This window comes from Sphingomonas sp. (assembly GCF_040398505.1).
Lineage (GTDB): Bacteria > Pseudomonadota > Alphaproteobacteria > Sphingomonadales > Sphingomonadaceae > Sphingomonas.
In genome coordinates this window covers 1-16,218 of the sequence record NZ_JBBATX010000064.1, presented here as the reverse complement: position 1 = coordinate 16,218, position 16,218 = coordinate 1, and the positions used below count along the sequence as shown (strand labels likewise).

General features: G+C 65.3%; 12 protein-coding genes. 5 read left to right on the top strand and 7 right to left on the bottom strand.

Annotated features, from left to right (window positions below; genetic code table 11):
* Positions 1 to 131 precede the first annotated feature (131 nt).
* The 7 genes from ABWP09_RS09365 to ABWP09_RS09335 form a co-directional block, all read right to left on the bottom strand.
* A complete protein-coding gene (locus ABWP09_RS09365; protein ID WP_353204880.1) occupies positions 132 to 1,127 on the bottom strand; it encodes an alpha/beta hydrolase in 996 nt (331 codons plus the stop codon).
* 1 nt (position 1,128) lies between these two features.
* Positions 1,129 to 2,688 (bottom strand): carboxylesterase/lipase family protein, encoded by a 1,560-nt coding sequence (locus tag ABWP09_RS09360; RefSeq protein ID WP_353204879.1) that lies wholly within the window; start codon positions 2,686 to 2,688, stop codon positions 1,129 to 1,131.
* Positions 2,675 to 3,682, bottom strand: a complete 1,008-nt coding sequence (locus ABWP09_RS09355; RefSeq protein ID WP_353204878.1) for a PfkB family carbohydrate kinase — start codon at positions 3,680 to 3,682, stop codon at positions 2,675 to 2,677. Before ABWP09_RS09355 ends, ABWP09_RS09360 begins: the two co-directional genes overlap by 14 nt.
* Positions 3,679 to 4,434: a 2-dehydro-3-deoxy-D-gluconate 5-dehydrogenase KduD gene (gene kduD / locus ABWP09_RS09350; protein WP_353204877.1), complete on the bottom strand. Its 756-nt coding sequence runs from the start codon at positions 4,432 to 4,434 to the stop codon at positions 3,679 to 3,681. Before kduD ends, ABWP09_RS09355 begins: the two co-directional genes overlap by 4 nt.
* 47 nt (positions 4,435 to 4,481) lie before the next feature.
* Entirely contained in the window at positions 4,482 to 5,321 is an 840-nt protein-coding gene (gene kduI, locus ABWP09_RS09345) for a 5-dehydro-4-deoxy-D-glucuronate isomerase (protein WP_353204876.1), read from the bottom strand.
* A gap of 14 nt (positions 5,322 to 5,335) precedes the next feature.
* Positions 5,336 to 6,781, bottom strand: a complete 1,446-nt coding sequence (gene uxaC / locus ABWP09_RS09340) for a glucuronate isomerase (protein ID WP_353204875.1) — start codon at positions 6,779 to 6,781, stop codon at positions 5,336 to 5,338.
* A gap of 74 nt (positions 6,782 to 6,855) precedes the next feature.
* Positions 6,856 to 7,881: a LacI family DNA-binding transcriptional regulator gene (locus ABWP09_RS09335; RefSeq protein ID WP_353204874.1), complete on the bottom strand. Its 1,026-nt coding sequence runs from the start codon at positions 7,879 to 7,881 to the stop codon at positions 6,856 to 6,858.
* A 134-nt stretch (positions 7,882 to 8,015) separates the two neighbouring features.
* On the opposite strand from ABWP09_RS09335, the gene ABWP09_RS09330 reads away from it, so the two are divergent.
* The 5 genes from ABWP09_RS09330 to ABWP09_RS09310 all read left to right on the top strand — a co-directional run.
* Positions 8,016 to 9,494 carry a UxaA family hydrolase gene (locus ABWP09_RS09330; RefSeq protein ID WP_353204873.1) on the top strand — a complete coding sequence of 493 codons (1,479 nt, stop codon included), beginning with the start codon at positions 8,016 to 8,018 and terminating at the stop codon, positions 9,492 to 9,494.
* Complete coding sequence (locus ABWP09_RS09325; protein WP_353204872.1) at positions 9,491 to 10,951, top strand: mannitol dehydrogenase family protein; 1,461 nt, start codon at positions 9,491 to 9,493, stop codon at positions 10,949 to 10,951. The genes ABWP09_RS09330 and ABWP09_RS09325 overlap by 4 nt, the downstream gene beginning before the upstream one ends.
* A gap of 118 nt (positions 10,952 to 11,069) precedes the next feature.
* On the top strand, positions 11,070 to 11,837 hold the full coding sequence (locus tag ABWP09_RS09320; RefSeq protein WP_353204871.1) for a 2-keto-4-pentenoate hydratase: 768 nt from the start codon (positions 11,070 to 11,072) through the stop codon (positions 11,835 to 11,837).
* A 33-nt stretch (positions 11,838 to 11,870) separates the two neighbouring features.
* Entirely contained in the window at positions 11,871 to 13,175 is a 1,305-nt protein-coding gene (locus ABWP09_RS09315) for an MFS transporter (protein ID WP_353204870.1), read from the top strand.
* A partial coding sequence (locus tag ABWP09_RS09310) for a LamG-like jellyroll fold domain-containing protein (protein ID WP_353204869.1) occupies positions 13,172 to 16,218 on the top strand: 3,047 nt, incomplete at its 3' end. The genes ABWP09_RS09315 and ABWP09_RS09310, both read left to right, overlap by 4 nt.

Sequence of the window (16,218 nt, the reverse complement as noted above, 5' to 3'; positions counted from 1 at the left end):
TGCCTTTTTTCAGCACTCTGCATCATCGCCGGAAGACCAGTCTCGGTCACCAGTACGTTGAATCCGTACGTAGGCGACAAGGTTCTGCCGTTGCCGCGGCGGATTGGGAGCCCCTTAAAAAGGCCGCCTCGTCAGGACAGTCCTTGCGTTTGCGCCCAGGCGACAAACAATTCCGGCCAACGTTCGACTGGCTTGCCTGCCGCGCGGCGTAGGCCAAAGCCGTGACCGCCATGGGTGAAGAGATGGGTTTCGACGGCTATGCCCTTGGCCTTCAGCGCGGCACGCAGCCTTAGCGTGTTTTCGACCGGAACGACGGAATCGTCTTCGGCATGAACCAGAAAAGTGGGCGGCGTTGACGCGCTGACAATGTCCTCGGGCGAATGCGCCGATTCCAGCGCCGCGCTTGGATTGTGGCCCAAGAGCAGATCGCGCGAACCGGGATGTGCAAAGGGCAGCCGCATCGATTGCACCGGATAGATCGGCGCCGCGACATCTGGCCGCGCCGCAAGGGCGTCGGCGGCATCGACCGGCGCATAGGTCGACGCATCGAAGCGCGTCGCAAGATCGGCGCAGACATGCCCCCCGGCCGAGAATCCCATCGCCGCGACACGTTCCGGCATGATGCCATAGTCGCGCGCACCCGCGCGGATCAGCCGCATCGCACGCTGCGCGTCGCTCAGCGCGACATCGGGACCCGCCGCCCAGCCCTCCCCCGGCAAGCGATAGAACAGCACGAAACAGGTCCAGCCACGCGCCGCGAGCCAGCGCGCAATTTCATAGCCTTCCTTATCGATCACAACCCAGCGATAGCCACCACCCGGCGTGATGAGCACCGCATTGCCATTGGGGATGCGCGGGCGAAACACGACCATGCGCGGGCGACTGATCCCGTACACCGCGCGATCGGTGAGCGCGCTGTCCTTGCTGCGTTCGTCGACCGTTTCGATCAGCGCTTTGGCGGGCTGCCCCGGCGCGCCCTTGGGCCACAGGTCGATGGTTTCGTCGGGTTCGGGCAGGCCGGCAACCGGAGCCTTTCCCGCTAAGCGCGGGGGCGCTGTCTGCGCGCCGGCTACGCTTGGCAAACCAAGCGCGAGCGTGGCGAGCATGGCCTGGCGACGATCGATCATGTCAGCTCCCCGGTTGGATATAGGGTACGCGCGCAAACAGCTCGCGCTGCCACGCGCGCGGGTTGTTCTCGATGTGCGATTGCGCGTCGAAGATCATCGTTGCGCGGCGGTTGCGATCATAGCTCGGCCATTTTGCCAGCCCGGCATGGTTAGGATTGCCGGTTTTCGCGAAAGTAACAAAGCTGTCCTGCATCGCCTTCGATGCGGCTTGCGCATCCGCACCCGCGCCGGTCTGCGATCCCTCTGCGCCGAGCGTGCCGAACACCAGCGGAATATCCATCGTGTGCATCGCGCGGCGACGCGGATCGAGCCGCGCGGTGAAATCGACGTGATAGACCCAGGTCGGCGCGCCGGCTGCGGCGCGCGCCTCCGCCTCGATTACTTGCCCGCGCCAGCTGCGCCCGCAGGTCGTCGCATCGTAGAAAATGTCGCTCGACGACCAGTCGGGATAGCGCGCACGGTATTGCGCCACGACCCATTCGGGCAGGATGTCGATGCGCAATTCGGGCGCCATGCGTTCGGCGAGATTATCCCAGGTAAGCGTCTTCACGCGCTCGCAATCGGGCGAAATAAACGCGCGCGTTTCGTCATGCGTGTTGCCAAGCAGCATAGGGATGCCGTTCGATTGCGGGGCGGCATCGGGCCAGAACGGATGGCGGGTGAGCCATTTCATATCGAGCACCGGCCCGAAATAGACCCCGCCGCCGAGGATCGGATCGGTCGCCGTCAGCCCTTCGATCAGCCTTTCGATAGGCATCGTCAGCAGTGGCGACAGGTCGCCCTCGTTGACGCCGAGCTTCGCCAGATAGGCGCGCGTGCGCGCGGTCGCGTTGAGCGGGCCGGAGGCGGTGACTTGCTGGCCGCTCATCGTCGCGGCGCGGTGGAACAGGCCGCGCGCGGCGGACATCGCCATCATCGTCGCGATCTTGGCGCCGCCGCCCGACTGGCCGAAGACCATCACGCGATTGGGGTCGCCGCCGAACGCGGCGATGTTGCGCTTCACCCATTGCAGCGCGAGGATCAGGTCGAGTTGCCCGAGGTTGCCGCTGTCGGGGAAACGCGAGTCGAGCCGTGCGAGATAGAGATAGCCGAGCGCATTGAGCCGGTGGTTCACCGTCACCACCACGCAATCGCCACGCGCCGCCAGCGCCGCGCCGTCATTAAGCGGATCGGTGACGCTGCCGTTCGAATAGGCACCGCCGTGGATGTAAAGCATCACCGGTTTGCGCGCGTGAATGTCGGGCTCGGCGGTCCAGATGTTGAGGAACAGGCAGTCTTCGGATTGCGCGCCATACCGTGCGCCTTGCTGCGGCGCGATGGCGCCGAAGGTCTGGGCGGCGACGCTGTGACCGGGGGTTGATACGGCAACCGGGGCTTCAAACCGTTTGGCGCGGCCATAGCGAATCCCGCGCGCCACTATCAGGCCGCGGTCTAGGCTTACGCTAAACATGCCGTCGGGTGCCGTCACGGTGGCCGGTGCCGCGCGCGCCGATCGCGGCATCAACGCCAGCGCAGCCGCGCTTGCAATAACCGCACGGCGGCTGATGTCACCGCCGGACATCGAGCCCGCCAGCCAGATATGCGTCGATATCGGCCTGACGAAACAGGCTGGCATCGCCCGGCAGCGAATGTTTGAGCGCGGCGAGCGCAAGCCCGGTACGCGCGGCTTCCTCGGCTCCCCCGCCGCTCCGCAGCGCGTGCAGGACGCCAGCGGCAAAGGCATCGCCGCCGCCGATCCGATCGACGATCCCGGCGAGTACGACCTCTTCGGTCTGGGCGGTGCCGGCGCGGGTATCGATTCGGGCGGAGAGGCGGTGCCGGTCGGCATCCTCGACATGGCGCGCGGTGGAAGCGATCGTCTGCAGGCGCGGAAAGGCGGCGAACGCGGCATCCGCTGCCACGCGACGTCGGCTTTCGCCCTCCCCCGAAAAATCCCGACCGAGCAGCAGGGCAATGTCGCGGTGGTTGCCGAACAGCAGGTCGGCATGCCCAACGAGCGTGTTGAGGATCCCGCGCGGATCGGAGGCCCAACGCTCCCACAGTTTCGCGCGGTAATTGCCGTCGAACGACACCGCGACATCGCGCGCGCGCGCTGCCTTGACCGCCGCCAGCGCCGCCTCGGCCGAAACCGGACCCAAGGCGGGCGTGATGCCCGACAGATGCAGCCGATCGACACCCGACAGCAGCGCGGCCCAATCCCAATCCTCGGCACGCGTCTCCGCGAAAGAAGAATGCGTGCGGTCATAAATGACTTCGGTCGCGCGCATCCCCGCGCCCGAGGTGACGAAATACAGCCCCATCCGATCGCCGCGCCGCTGGATAGCGCTGGTATCGATCCCGTGGCCGCGCAGCGTCGCGATCGCCGATCGGCCGAGATCGTTATCGGGCACGGCACTCGCAAAACCGACATCATGCCCGAGCCGGGCCAGCGCGGTCGCGACATTGGCCTCTGCCCCTGCGACCCATACATCGAGCTTCGGCGTCTGCAGCAACAGCTCGCGCCCCGGCGGTGAGAGCCGCAGCATGATTTCACCGAATGCGAGGAACCGGCTCACCGCGCGAGCCATCCGCCGTCGACCGCAAGGATATGCCCCTGGACATAATCCGCCGCCGACGAGGCAAGGAACACGACAGCCCCGCCCAGATCGCTGGCATCGCCCCAGCGCCCGGCCGGGATACGATCGAGAATCGATTTGTTGCGGACTTCATCGGCCTGAAGCGCAGCGGTATTATTGGTGGCGATATAGCCGGGTGCTATCGCGTTGACGTTGATGCCCTTGCGCGCCCATTCGTTGGCGAGCAGCTTGGTCAAGCCACCGATGCCCGATTTGGACGCAGTATAGCTTGGCACGCGAATGCCCCCCTGAAAGGTCAGCATCGAGGCGATGTTGATGATCTTGCCGCCGCCATGCCCAATCATGTGTCGCCCTGCCGCCTGGCACAGGAAGAACACGCTCTTGAGGTTGGTATCGATCACCGCATCCCAATCGGCCTCGCTGAAATCGACCGCGTCGGCGCGACGGATGATCCCGGCATTGTTGACTAGGATGTCGAACCCGCCAAGCGTATCCACCGCTTCATCCACAATCCTGTTCACAGGCGCGATCGTCGAAAGATCGGCGGCGATGTTTATCGCGCGGCGGCCGAGCGCTTCGATCTGCGCGACGGTTTCCGCAGCTGACGTCCGCCCGACACAGGCGACATCCGCGCCCGCGCGCGCGAGGGCGACGGCAATCGCCTGGCCGATGCCGGTATTCGCACCGGTGACGATGGCGACTTTGCCGGTAAGATCGAAGGGAGAGGTCATCGGGTTCTCCAATTCCCCACCCGCAAGCGGGAGGGGAGCAAACAGGGTCAGGCGAGCTGGCAGATATCCAGCACGGTCATGTCGGTATAATCCTGATTCTCACCCGCCATCGCCCAGATGAAGGCATAGGCGCGCGTGCCCGAACCCATATGGATCGACCAGGGCGGGCTGATTACCGCTTCCTCATTACCCATCACGATGTGCCGCATCGCTTCGCCCTCGCCCATGTAATGGAAGACGCGGTCATTCGGATTGGGCAGTTCGAAGTAGAAATAGATTTCGCTGCGGCGCTCGTGAATGTGCGGGGGCATGGTGTTCCACACCGATCCGGGCTTGAGCACGGTCAGGCCCATGACGAGTTGCGCTGAATCGCAGACGCCGGGGATGACGAGCTGGAAAATCGTCCGTTCGTTCGATTCCTCGAGACTGCCGCGCTCAAGCGCATTGGCGTCGGCGATCGACAGTTTGCGCGTGGTGAAGGCTTTGTGCGCCGGGCAGGATGCGAGGTAGAACCGCGCACCGGCTCGTGAAAACACGACATCCTTCGCGCCCATCGTGACGTACAGGCAATCCTTATTGCCGAGCGTGAAGGCTTCGCCATCGACCGTGACCACGCCCTCGACCGCGCCGACATTGACGATCGCGAGTTCGCGGCGTTCGAGGAAGGGATGGCCGACGGCGGACGGCGGTTCGCTCTGCGCGGGCAGCGCTACCGGCGCGTCGGCGATCGCGACGCCGCCGATCACGAAGCGATCGGCATGGGTATAGTTCAGCACGCATTCGCCGTCGCGGAACAGGTCCTGGATCAGATAGCGGTCACGCAATTCGTCGTTGGAGACGCATTCCATCATGTCGGGATGCGTTGCGTAATAGGTACGGTCGAACATCTCGGTCTCCGAAGTCAGGCCGCCAGCATGGCGGGCAGGGGTTGGTCGATACGATAGGCGCGGCGGACAAGGCCGCTGGTGAGGTCGTGCGCCAGCTCGGCGGCTTCCCAATCGGCGAGGCGATGTTCGGCGACGAGCCGCGCGAGAAAGCCGCAATCGACGCGGCGCGCGACATCATGCCGCGCCGGGATCGACAGGAAGGCCCGCGTGTCGTCGTTGAAGCCGACGGTGTTGTAGAAGCCCGCCGTCTCGGTCGTGGTCTCGCGGAAGCGGCGCATGCCCTCGGGACTGTCATGGAACCACCAGGCTGGGCCCAGTTTGAGGCACGGATAATGGCCCGCCAGTGGCGCGAGTTCGCGCGCATAGGCGCTTTCGTCGAGCGTGAAGAGGATGATCGACAGGTTCCGCTCGGCACCGAACCGGTCGAGCAGCGGTTTCAGCGCGCGGACATAATCGGTGCGTGTCGGGATGTCGGCACCCTTATCGCGACCGTGGCTCGCGAAGAGGCCGGCATTGTGGTTGCGATAGGACCCCGGGTGGATTTGCATCACCATCCCGTCCTCGACGCTCATCGCGGCCATTTCGGTCAGCATTTGCGCACGGAACAGCTCGGCATCGGCGAGGGTCCAGCTTCCGTCGACGATTTTCGCGAACAGCGCTGCGCATTCGGCATTCGACAGATTGGCGGTCGCCGCCGTCGGGTGGCCGTGGTCGGTCGCGGTAGCGCCCGCCGCGCGGAAATCGGCGCGGCGCTTGCGATGCGCGTTCAGATAGCCGGTCCAGGTATACACATCCTCGCCGGTCAGTTCGGCGAAGCCCGCCATGGCCGGCTTGAACGCCTCATGCTCGACATCGATCACCCCATCGGGCCGATAGGTGGTGACGACTCGCCCGCCCCAGCCACTCGCGTGGATGCGGTGATGCGCCGACAGATCATCCTGCGCGCCCTCGGTTGTGGCGAGAAAATCGATCTTGAACCGGTCGAACAGCGCGCGTGGCCGGAAGGCGGGGGTCGCGAGCTTATCGCCAATCAGGTCGAAATACTGACCGGCAGTGCCAACATCGAGCGCGACCTCAATCCCGAACACCGTGGCGAAGACATGATCGAACCACAGCCGCGACGGCGTGCCCCGAAACAGGTGATAATTCGCGGCAAACACGCCCCACGCTGCACGCGGATCGGTCGGCGGAGTGCCGTTGCGACGCGGGATGGCGAGCGCGTCAAGGTCGATCCCCTGACTGTAGAGCATCCGATAGATGTAATGATCGGGCGCGAGCAACAGGCTGGTCGCATCGGTCCAGGCTTCATTGTCGGCGAACCACCCGGCGTCGGTATGGCCGTGCGGACCTACGATCGGCAGATCGGCGATGTCGGCGTAGAGCGCGCGCGCGATTGCCCGCGTCGACGGATCGGCCGGGAACAGGCGATCGGGATCAAGTCGGAGCGGCCGGGCGGTCATCGTGTCTCCCCTAGAGCGCGTCTCAAGCTCCGCACACTGGTAACCGGTGTCAAGCGACGTCGCAAGCGCAGCTTTTACCCGTTTGGCGGTGCTACCGACGCGCGGCGGATCAGCGTCGAGAGGAATTGCGAAGGTTCCTCGATCGGATCGCCACCATCGACCCCTGCGAGCAATTTGAGCGCCGCCGACCGCGCCATCGACACGATCGGCCAGCGTACCGTCGTCAGCGGCGGCCAGACGTGCGCCGCGACGGGCGTATCGTCGAAGCCGATGATCGACAGGTCGCGCGGAATCTGCAGACCGCGCTCCATCGCGGCGTGCATAACGCCTGCCGCCATCTCGTCGTTGGACGAAAAGATTGCGGTCGGGCGCGGTACCACATCGAGCAACCGGTCAGCCGCCATGCGGCCCGAATCGAACGTGTAATTGCCATCGGCGACCATCGATCGCGGCAAGGCGATGCCCGCCGCGTCGAGTGCTTCCTCGAACCCTTCGCGCCGCTCGCGCGCGGAGCGGAAGCCATGCGGTCCGGCGACCAGGCCGATCCGGCGATGCCCCTGCTCGACCAGATACGCGACCGCCGTCCGCACCGCCTCGCGATCATTGGACGCGACCATATGCGCGCTATCGTCGAGCATCGCCGAGCCCATGCGCACATAGCGACACCCGATTTCGTCGCACAGCCGCGCGATCGAATCATTCTCGCTGATCGGCGGCATCAGCAACACGCCGAACAAACGCTGCCGTTCGAGAAAGTGACGAAGGTCGTCGAGCATCGTCGCCGAACCGCGATCGAGCGGACGGACGACCATTTCGAATTCGGTGCCGTGCAGCGCTTCGAGCATCCCCTGCTGCACATTCATCACGGTCTGCGCGTTAGGATTATCGTGGACCAGCCCGATCAGGAAATTGCGCCGCAGTGCCAGCGCACGCGCCTGCGGATTGGGGATGTAGCTCAACTCGCTGATCACCGCTTCGACCTTGCGGCGGGTATCCTCGTTGAGCAGCGGCGACCGGTTGATGACTCGGCTGACCGTCTTCTTCGAAACTCCGGCGATCCGGGCGACGTCGTTGATCGTGGGCTGGCCGCTGCTTTTCATCGCGGGGTCATACTGCGCTTAGCGGCGCGCGAACAGCCCTTCGCGCGCCGCTCCGCGCTTGCGTCCATGCGGCGGGTACGCCACAAGCGCGGCCTTTAGGACACCGGTTACCCTAAATTCGGAGCGCGCAATCAATGGTCGATGCCTGGCAAGTCGGTCCGGCGGATAATGTGGCGACGATGCTCCGCGATGTCGCGGGCGGCGATGCCGTTGCGCTTGGAACGCGATCGATCATCGCGGATGGCGATATCGCGCGCGGCCATAAAATTGCACTCAAGCCGATCGACGGCGGCCAACCAATCATCAAATTTGGTTTCCCGATCGGAGTCGCGCGCCACGCAATCGCGCTCGGCGCGCACGTGCATGTCGACAATGTCGCAACCGCGCTAACCGGAACTGTCGAATACGCGCACGTCGCAGCGCCGCCGCGCGCCGCCGCGTGCGCGGATGATCTCCAGTTTCAGGGCTATGTCCGCGCCGACGGCCGCGTTGGCACGCGCAATGAGATTTGGATATTGCCAACCGTTGGCTGCGTCGCGCGCACGGCCCAGCGGATTGCGGGGCGCGCGCATGCCCGCCACGTCGGCACGGTCGACGGCGTCCATGCCTTCGCCCACCCGTTCGGCTGTTCGCAGCTTGGCGATGATCTGGCGGGGACGCGCCGCATCCTCGCCGCACTCGCCTGCCACCCCAATGCCGGTGGCGTGCTGATCATCGGGCTTGGATGCGAATCCAATCAGCTCGCAGCATTGCTGGCTGAGGTGCCCGAAGCGCGGCGCGGCGCAATCCGGACGATGATCGCCCAATCCTCGCCCGACGAAATGGCCGAGGGCGAAGCCTTGGTCGACGAACTCGTCGCGCAAGCCGCGCAGCCGCGTGTCGCGGTCGGGCTCGACAAGCTTGCGCTCGGCGTCAAATGCGGCGGGTCCGACGGCTTTTCGGGTCTCACCGCCAATCCGCTGGTCGGCCGGATGAGCGACCGCATCGCAGGCGCTGGCGGGACGGTGATCCTGACCGAAATTCCCGAAATCTTCGGCGCCGAACAGGTGCTGATGGCGCGCGCCGCCAGCCGCGCGGTGTTCGATCGGATCGGCGCAATGGTCAACGATTTCATACGCTACTTCCTCAGCCATGGCGAGCCGGTGTCGGAGAATCCCTCGCCCGGCAATATCGCGGGCGGGATCACCACGCTTGAGGAAAAATCGCTCGGCGCAGTACAGAAAGGCGGCAACGCTCCGGTCGTCGATGCGATCGGCTATGGCGCGCAAGCGACGCTGCCTGGACTGACCTTGCTCGAAGCACCGGGCAATGATGCGGTATCGACGACAGCGCTGGCGGCGGCGGGGGCGACGTTGATCCTGTTCACCACCGGGCGCGGCACGCCGCTCGGCGCGCCGGTGCCGACGCTCAAGATCGCGTCGAACAGCGCGCTCGCGGCCGCCAAGCCGGGGTGGATCGATTTCGATGCGGGTGCCGCGCTGGATGACGGCATGGAGCCCAGCGCCGACGCGCTGCTCGCACGGATCATCGCCATCGCCTCGGGCGCGGAAACCGCCGCCGAGCGCAACGAAGAGCGCGAAATGGCGATCTGGAAGCGCGGAGTGACCCTTTGACACGGCTCGCTTATGCGGCATTGCCGGGCGTGCCCGATCGCGTTCAGCGCCCGCGCCGGTCGGGACCGCCGCAACTCGGCATCGTGCATTTCGGCCCCGGCGCGTTCCACCGCGCGCATCAGGCGAGCTATATCGACACGCTGCTCGATCATGATCCGCGCTGGGGCATCGCCGCCGTCGCGCTGCGCAGCAAGAGCGTCGTCGCGGCGCTCGCGGCGCAGCAGGGACTCTATACGATCGCCGTACGTGATGCGGTTTCGGTCAACCGTGTCGTCGGCGCACACGGGGCGTGGCTCGGCCCCGATGATGCTGCGGCAACCGCTATGCTCCTTGCAGATCCTGCGATCGCGCTCGTCACCACCACCGTAACCGAGAAGGGCTATTGCCTCGCCGCCGACGGCACGCTCGACAAGGCGCATCCTGACATCGTCCACGACCTGTCCTCCATTGCCCCGCCGCGCAGCGTGATCGGCTGGGTCGTCGCGGGGCTTGCCGCACGACGCGAAGGCCGCCTCCCGCCCTTCGTGCCGATGCCGTGCGACAATCTGGCGAACAACGGTGCCAAGCTCAAGGCGGCGCTGGTCGCGTTCGCAAGCGCGCGCGATGCCGATCTGGCGGCGTGGATCGCTGGCGAAGTCCGCGTGCCATCAACAATGGTCGATTCGATCACCCCGGCGAGCGACGCCGCGCTCGCCGCCGATGTCGCGACCGCGCTTGGTGTGGCTGACACCATCCCCGTCCAGCGCGAATCCTTCGGGCAATGGGTGATCGAGGCTATCGGCGCGCAGGTTGGACCCGATCTCGCCTCGGTCGGCGCAATCGTTACTGCCGATCTGGCGGGTTATGAACGCGCAAAGCTGTGTATCTTGAACGGCGCGCATTCGACGCTGGCCTATGCCGGGCTGTTGCGCGGCCACACCAGCGTCGCCGATGCGATGGCCGATCGCGTGCTGGCGCATTTTGTCGACAGCATGATCCGCACCGATATCGCCCCTGCGCTGCCCGCGGTCGCTGGACTCGATCTCGACATCTATCGCGTCGCCGTGCTCGACCGTTTCCGCAACCCGGCGATCGTCCATCGGCTCGATCAGATCGCGCAGGATGGGACTCAAAAGCTGCCCTATCGCTTGTGCGACACGATCGATGCCAATCGCCGCGCCGGGCGAATGCCGACCCTGGTCGCCGCCGCCGCTGGGTGCTGGGTCGCGTTCGTATTCCGGCGCCTGCGTGCGGGCACGCCGGTAATCGACCCGGCGGCAGCGGCGCTCGCGGCGGCGGCTAGCGGAACGAGTATCCCCGCCTTTGTCGAGCGGCTGATCGAGGCCGGACTCGGCCTCTCCCGACAATGGCGCGATGATGCGGCGCTGGTGACGGCCATCACGGCTGCGGCGCAGGCGGCGGTCGATGGCGACTGGGATACCGCACTTCCAGCATCGGCTGGTGCCGACAAGAATTGACACCGATTTCCGTCCGCCGCACTGTGCCGCAAAACAGAGAATGAGCAGAAGTATGACAGGGGAGCGCATGACCGGGGAGCTACGTGAACCGATGGCGCGCGACGTCGAAGCTCACCTGATGCAGATTGCCACCCGCTTCGTCGATGCACGCCGCACCGCGACCGCGTTGACCGATTATCCGGGCACGCCGCCTGTGCACCTGTCTGACGCCTATGCGGTGCAGGATGCCGCTATTTCGATGAGCGCCAGTGCGATCATTGGCTGGAAGGTCGGGCGGATCAATCCACCGATCGGTGCTGTCGATCGCCTTGCCGGACCGATTTTCGACAGCGTCCGCGCCGCGTCGTCGCACCAGCCGATCGCCATGCCGGTGTTCGCGGGTGGCTTTGCGGCGGCGGAGGCCGAATTCCTGCTCCAGATCGGCACCACGCCTGACCCCGCCAAGCGGCGCTACTCCGTGGCTGAAGCGACCGCCCTGATTGATGCCGTGCACGTCGGCATCGAGATTGCGAGTTCGCCTTTTGGTGGCATCAACGATCATGGCGCGGGCGTGACCATTTCCGATTTCGGGAACAATAACGGGCTGGTGATCGGACCGGCAATCGACGGCTGGCGGCGGAGCAACCTGCTCGACTGGCCGGTCGAACTGATGATCAACGACACGCTGATCGGCGCTGGCATCGCCGCGACGATGCTCGACGGTCCGTTCGGTGCCGCGCGCTTCCTGTTTGAGCTGATGGCCGAACGCGGGATCGCGCTCACCGCCGGACAATGGATTTCGAGCGGCGCCGTCACCGGTGTCCACCCGGTTGCGGTGGGGGATCAGGTGGTGGCCCGATTTGATTCGCGATTGACCGTCGCCTGTACGATCAAGGCCGAGGGATAAGCTCGACAACAGGGCAAGGGGGGAGAGCGAGAGATGGCAACGGCGAACTTGCCGGGGGCGCAAATGCCCGGCGTGGCGGCGGCCGCCGAACGCGTCGGGCGGTATCGCTGGGTCATTTGCGCGCTGCTGTTTGCCGCGACCGCGATCAATTATGTCGACCGGCAAATGATCGGCGTGCTCAAGCCGACGCTCAGCAAGGAATTCGGCTGGACCGAAACCGACTTTGCCACGATCATCTTCTGGTTCCAGGTCGCTTATGCGGTTGGCTATGTCAGCTTCGGCAAGGTCGTCGATATGGTCGGCGCGCGTTTGGGCTATACGATTGCGATCGTCATCTGGACGATCAGTCATATGGCGCATGGTCTGGCGAGCGGCGTGACGACCTTCGCGATGGCGCGCTTCGGCCTCGGAATCGGGGAGTCGGGCAACTTCCCCGCCGGCATCCGCGCCGTGACCGACTGGTTCCCGCAGCGTGAGCGTGCCTTCGCGATCGGACTGTTCAACGCCGGTGCCAATATCGGCGCGATCATCACGCCGTTGCTGGTGCCCGCTCTGGTGCTGGCGTTCGATTGGCGCGTTGCGTTCTACATCACCGGGCTTCTCGGGATTGTGTGGCTGATCGCGTGGTGGCTGATCTATCGCCACCCGCGCGAACACGCCCGCGTCAGTCCGTCCGAACTTGCCTGGATTGAACAGGACCCGGCCGATCCGGTCGTACCGATCGCGTGGCGCAAGCTGCTGACCGTGCGCGAGACCTGGGCCTATGCGTTGGGGAAATTCTGCATCGATCCGATCTGGTGGTTCTTCCTGTTCTGGCTGCCGGGCTATCTGTACGAGCGCTATCATCTGGACCTGAAGACCTTCGGACTTCCGCTCGCCGTGATCTACCTGATTTCCGATTTCGGCAGCATCGCGGGTGGATGGATGTCATCGCGGATGATCAAGGCGGGCTATTCGCCCAACACCGCGCGCAAACTGACGATGCTGCTGTGCGCGTTCTGCGTGACGCCGATTTACGTCGCGCAGTCGATCGACGGGCTGTGGAGCGCGGTGCTGGTGATTGGCCTTGCGACAGCAGCGCATCAGGCGTTTTCGGCCAATCTCTATACGTTGCCCTCGGACATTTTCCCGCGCGGCGCGGTCGGGTCGGTGGTCGGGATCGGCGGGATGGTCGGCGCGGTCGGCGGTATGGGGATGGCCAAGTTCACCGGCTATATCCTCGATGCAACGGGCAAGAGTTATTCGATCCTGTTCGCGATCTGCGCGAGCGCCTATTTCGTGGCACTGTTGCTGATCCAACTGCTCTCGCCACGACTGGCCCGCGTCGACGTCGCATGACGCGGCGGTGGGCGATCGCGGCGGCGGCGCTGGCACTTTTGCCGGGGCAGGCGCTGGCCGAGCCTGCGGGGCTGTTGTTTCGCGTGTCCGCCGACAAGACGCTCGATGCCGATGTCGCGGGCGGCGACCCGCTGCCCAATTTCCGCAGCGGCGTCGACGTCGTGCCCGATGGCGTGATCGGCGGCGCGGCGCGGTGGCGCGATGAGGGCTATGTCGCCTGGAAAGCTCCCGGCAACATCCGCGCCGAGCGCGGCACGCTGAGCTTCTTCTGGCGGCCGCGCGAGCCGTTGGGGGAGGCACCGTTTGCGATCTTCCGCGTCGGATTCGCCGATCATAGCAGCTGGGACATGGCGTTCCTGCGGATCGACTGGAACGGCCACGGCTTCGACGCCTTCGTGACCGATGCGAACCTGTCGCGGGTGCGGGTATCGTGGACGATCGGCGCGGTTCCCGCCGCGAGCGACTGGAAGCACATCGCCTTTGCGTGGGACGAGACCGAGGGCGTGCGCCTGTTCGTCAATGGCAAGGAAGTCGCGCGCAAACTGCAAAAGGCCGATCTCGATTCAGGGCTGGACCAGCTCGGCATGGCCGGGCGTGTGCTCTCGCCGCATCAGGTGCAGAGCCGCTACAATTTCATGCGCGGCAGCGATCTCGACGAGATCCGCGTCTATGATCGCGCGCTGGCTGCCAACGATGTCGCGACGCTCGCGGCCGAGCAGGAACCCGGCCCGGCCTCCACGCCCGACACCGCCGCGCGCTGGGCCGCCTGGCAACATCGCCATGGCTGGGACCGTGCGACACCGCCGCTGCTCGACGCGCCCACGACCACGATCCGCAAGGTCGAATTCGCCGACGCCAAAGACCTGAAGCAATGGATGTGGAAAGGCGTCGACGGCATTGCCGAGACGACCTGGCCCGGCGTTTACAACCGGTCGCGCCTGCCCGGGCGCGACGATTATTTCGAACTGCCCGACTGGAATACCTATGTCGACGGCGGCAAACGCTATGATTTGACGATCCCGCCGGGTGAGCGCGTCAACCGTGTCGAAATCCGCGGCGCGGCGTACGGGACGCTGCTCGGCAACGGACAGACCGTCGCGACGCGGATGCAAGGCGTGGTCCGATCGTTCGACACTATCGCGCCGCAGACCGGTGGGACGCTCAGCTTCGTCAATACGATGCAGGAGCAACCGATCCAGGAAATCTGGGCCTATGACGTGCATCCCGGTGTCGAGCCCGAAGGCAGCTTCAAACTCTCCTTCACCATCGACGCCTCGGCCTCGGCCAAGGTCGCTGCGCTCGACTCGCTCAATCGCTTTATCGCGGGCCGGTATGCGCCGGAGGAACGTGCGACCGTGGTTGCCTTCCCCGCATCGGGGGTGCGCGCCGCCGTCGGCGCGGGGGCCAATACGGGTGGCAAGGCCGAGGCCCGCGCCAAGGGTCTACCGATCGTCCATATCCTGATCCCCGCCAGCCTTGGCGATGCCTATCCCGACAAGCCGCTGGCGCGCGCGTTCGATTATGGCTGGCAGAATCTGCACGATGGGCTTGATGGCATCGCGATCGATCTGCCGGCGATCAAGGCGATGCCGGGCAAGGACGGCCTGATCCCCCTCGCGATTCGCGTGAAGGACCCGCTTTGGCCCGCGCGCGACATGATCGACGTGTCGGTCAGCGTCCGGCCGGGCGAAGCGCGCACGCTTTGGCTCGATCTGCGCGACCGCATCTTGCCCGATGCCAGCCTCTATCTGACGATCGCATCGGGCGCGGCGGATTTCGATGCCGAGGCGCTGAACGGCGCGCGCATCCGGCTGGTGTTCAAGGATCGGGCCGAGGCGCTGAAGGAGCACATCGCCGACCGCTTCAACCAAGTGAAGGACAATTGGGGTTTCCTCGTCGAGGAACACACCGCCTCCAAACGCGCGGCGCTCTACGCGCGCCTGTTCGGCGACATCAGCGATTTGCTTCGCGTCGATCCGGATAACCCGCGCGCCCGCGCGTACTGGGCCGACATCAACTATCGCCCCGAAAACCTCCCTGCCTATGTCCAGAGCGAAGCGCCCAAGGGCGTGCCGCTCTGGGCGCATCGCCAGCTCGAGGATCTGAAGATCACCGCGCGTTTCGTCGACTGGTGGATCGACCATCGCCAAGTCCCATACGGTGATTTTGGCGGCGGCATCTCGGACGATACCGACCTGACCCAGCAATGGCCCGGCCTCGCATTGATGGGCGTCGCGCCCGACAAGATCAACGCGTCGCTGCGCGCGCTGTCCGATGCCGCGTATAAGAACGGCATGGTTGTGAATGGCCTTGGCTCTATCACCACCGATGAGCTTCACGCCTATGAGGAGGGGCTGAACAGCGACGCCGAGCGGCTTTATCTCAACTGGGGTGAGCCGCGCGCGATCGAGCGGCTGATGGCGACGACGCGAGCGCTCGGCGGCGTGATCCTGAAGAATCCCGAGGGGCATTTGCACTTCGCCAGCAATTGGTACGGCGCGCGCAAAATGTACCGCGAAGGCGCGTGGGAATGGCAAAAGCCCTATAGCTTTACGGTGATGCACGCGCCTGTTTTGCTCGGGCTCTATAATGGCAGTCCGGCGGCGCGCGATTTGGTAACGGGTGTCACCAATGGCTGGATGGCGCATGGCAAGCAGGGCGCGGACGGCGCGTGGAGCTACCCCAACGAAATCAACTGGCGCAGCGATGCCGAGCGTGCGGGTGACGGCGGCGGGGTCTCTACGCCGCTCCAATCGGCCTGGGCCGCATGGCGGTTTACCGGCGACGCGCAATATTTGCGCCCGATCACGGGACGAATCGCACGGAGCGTGGGAACGCTGTTCGAGTTCAACGAAAATGGCTTTGCCGCTTTGCCCGATGGTGCTGCCTTGCTCGCGACGTCAGCCCGTAAAGGCGACGATGCGGCAAGCCGTTTTGCGCGCTGGCAGGCAACCGGCGACACCAGCGCGCTCGCCGAGCTCCACGCCGATGCGATCGCCGACAAGCGCCAGCGCTTCGATATGCTGACCGAGGGCCATTGGTG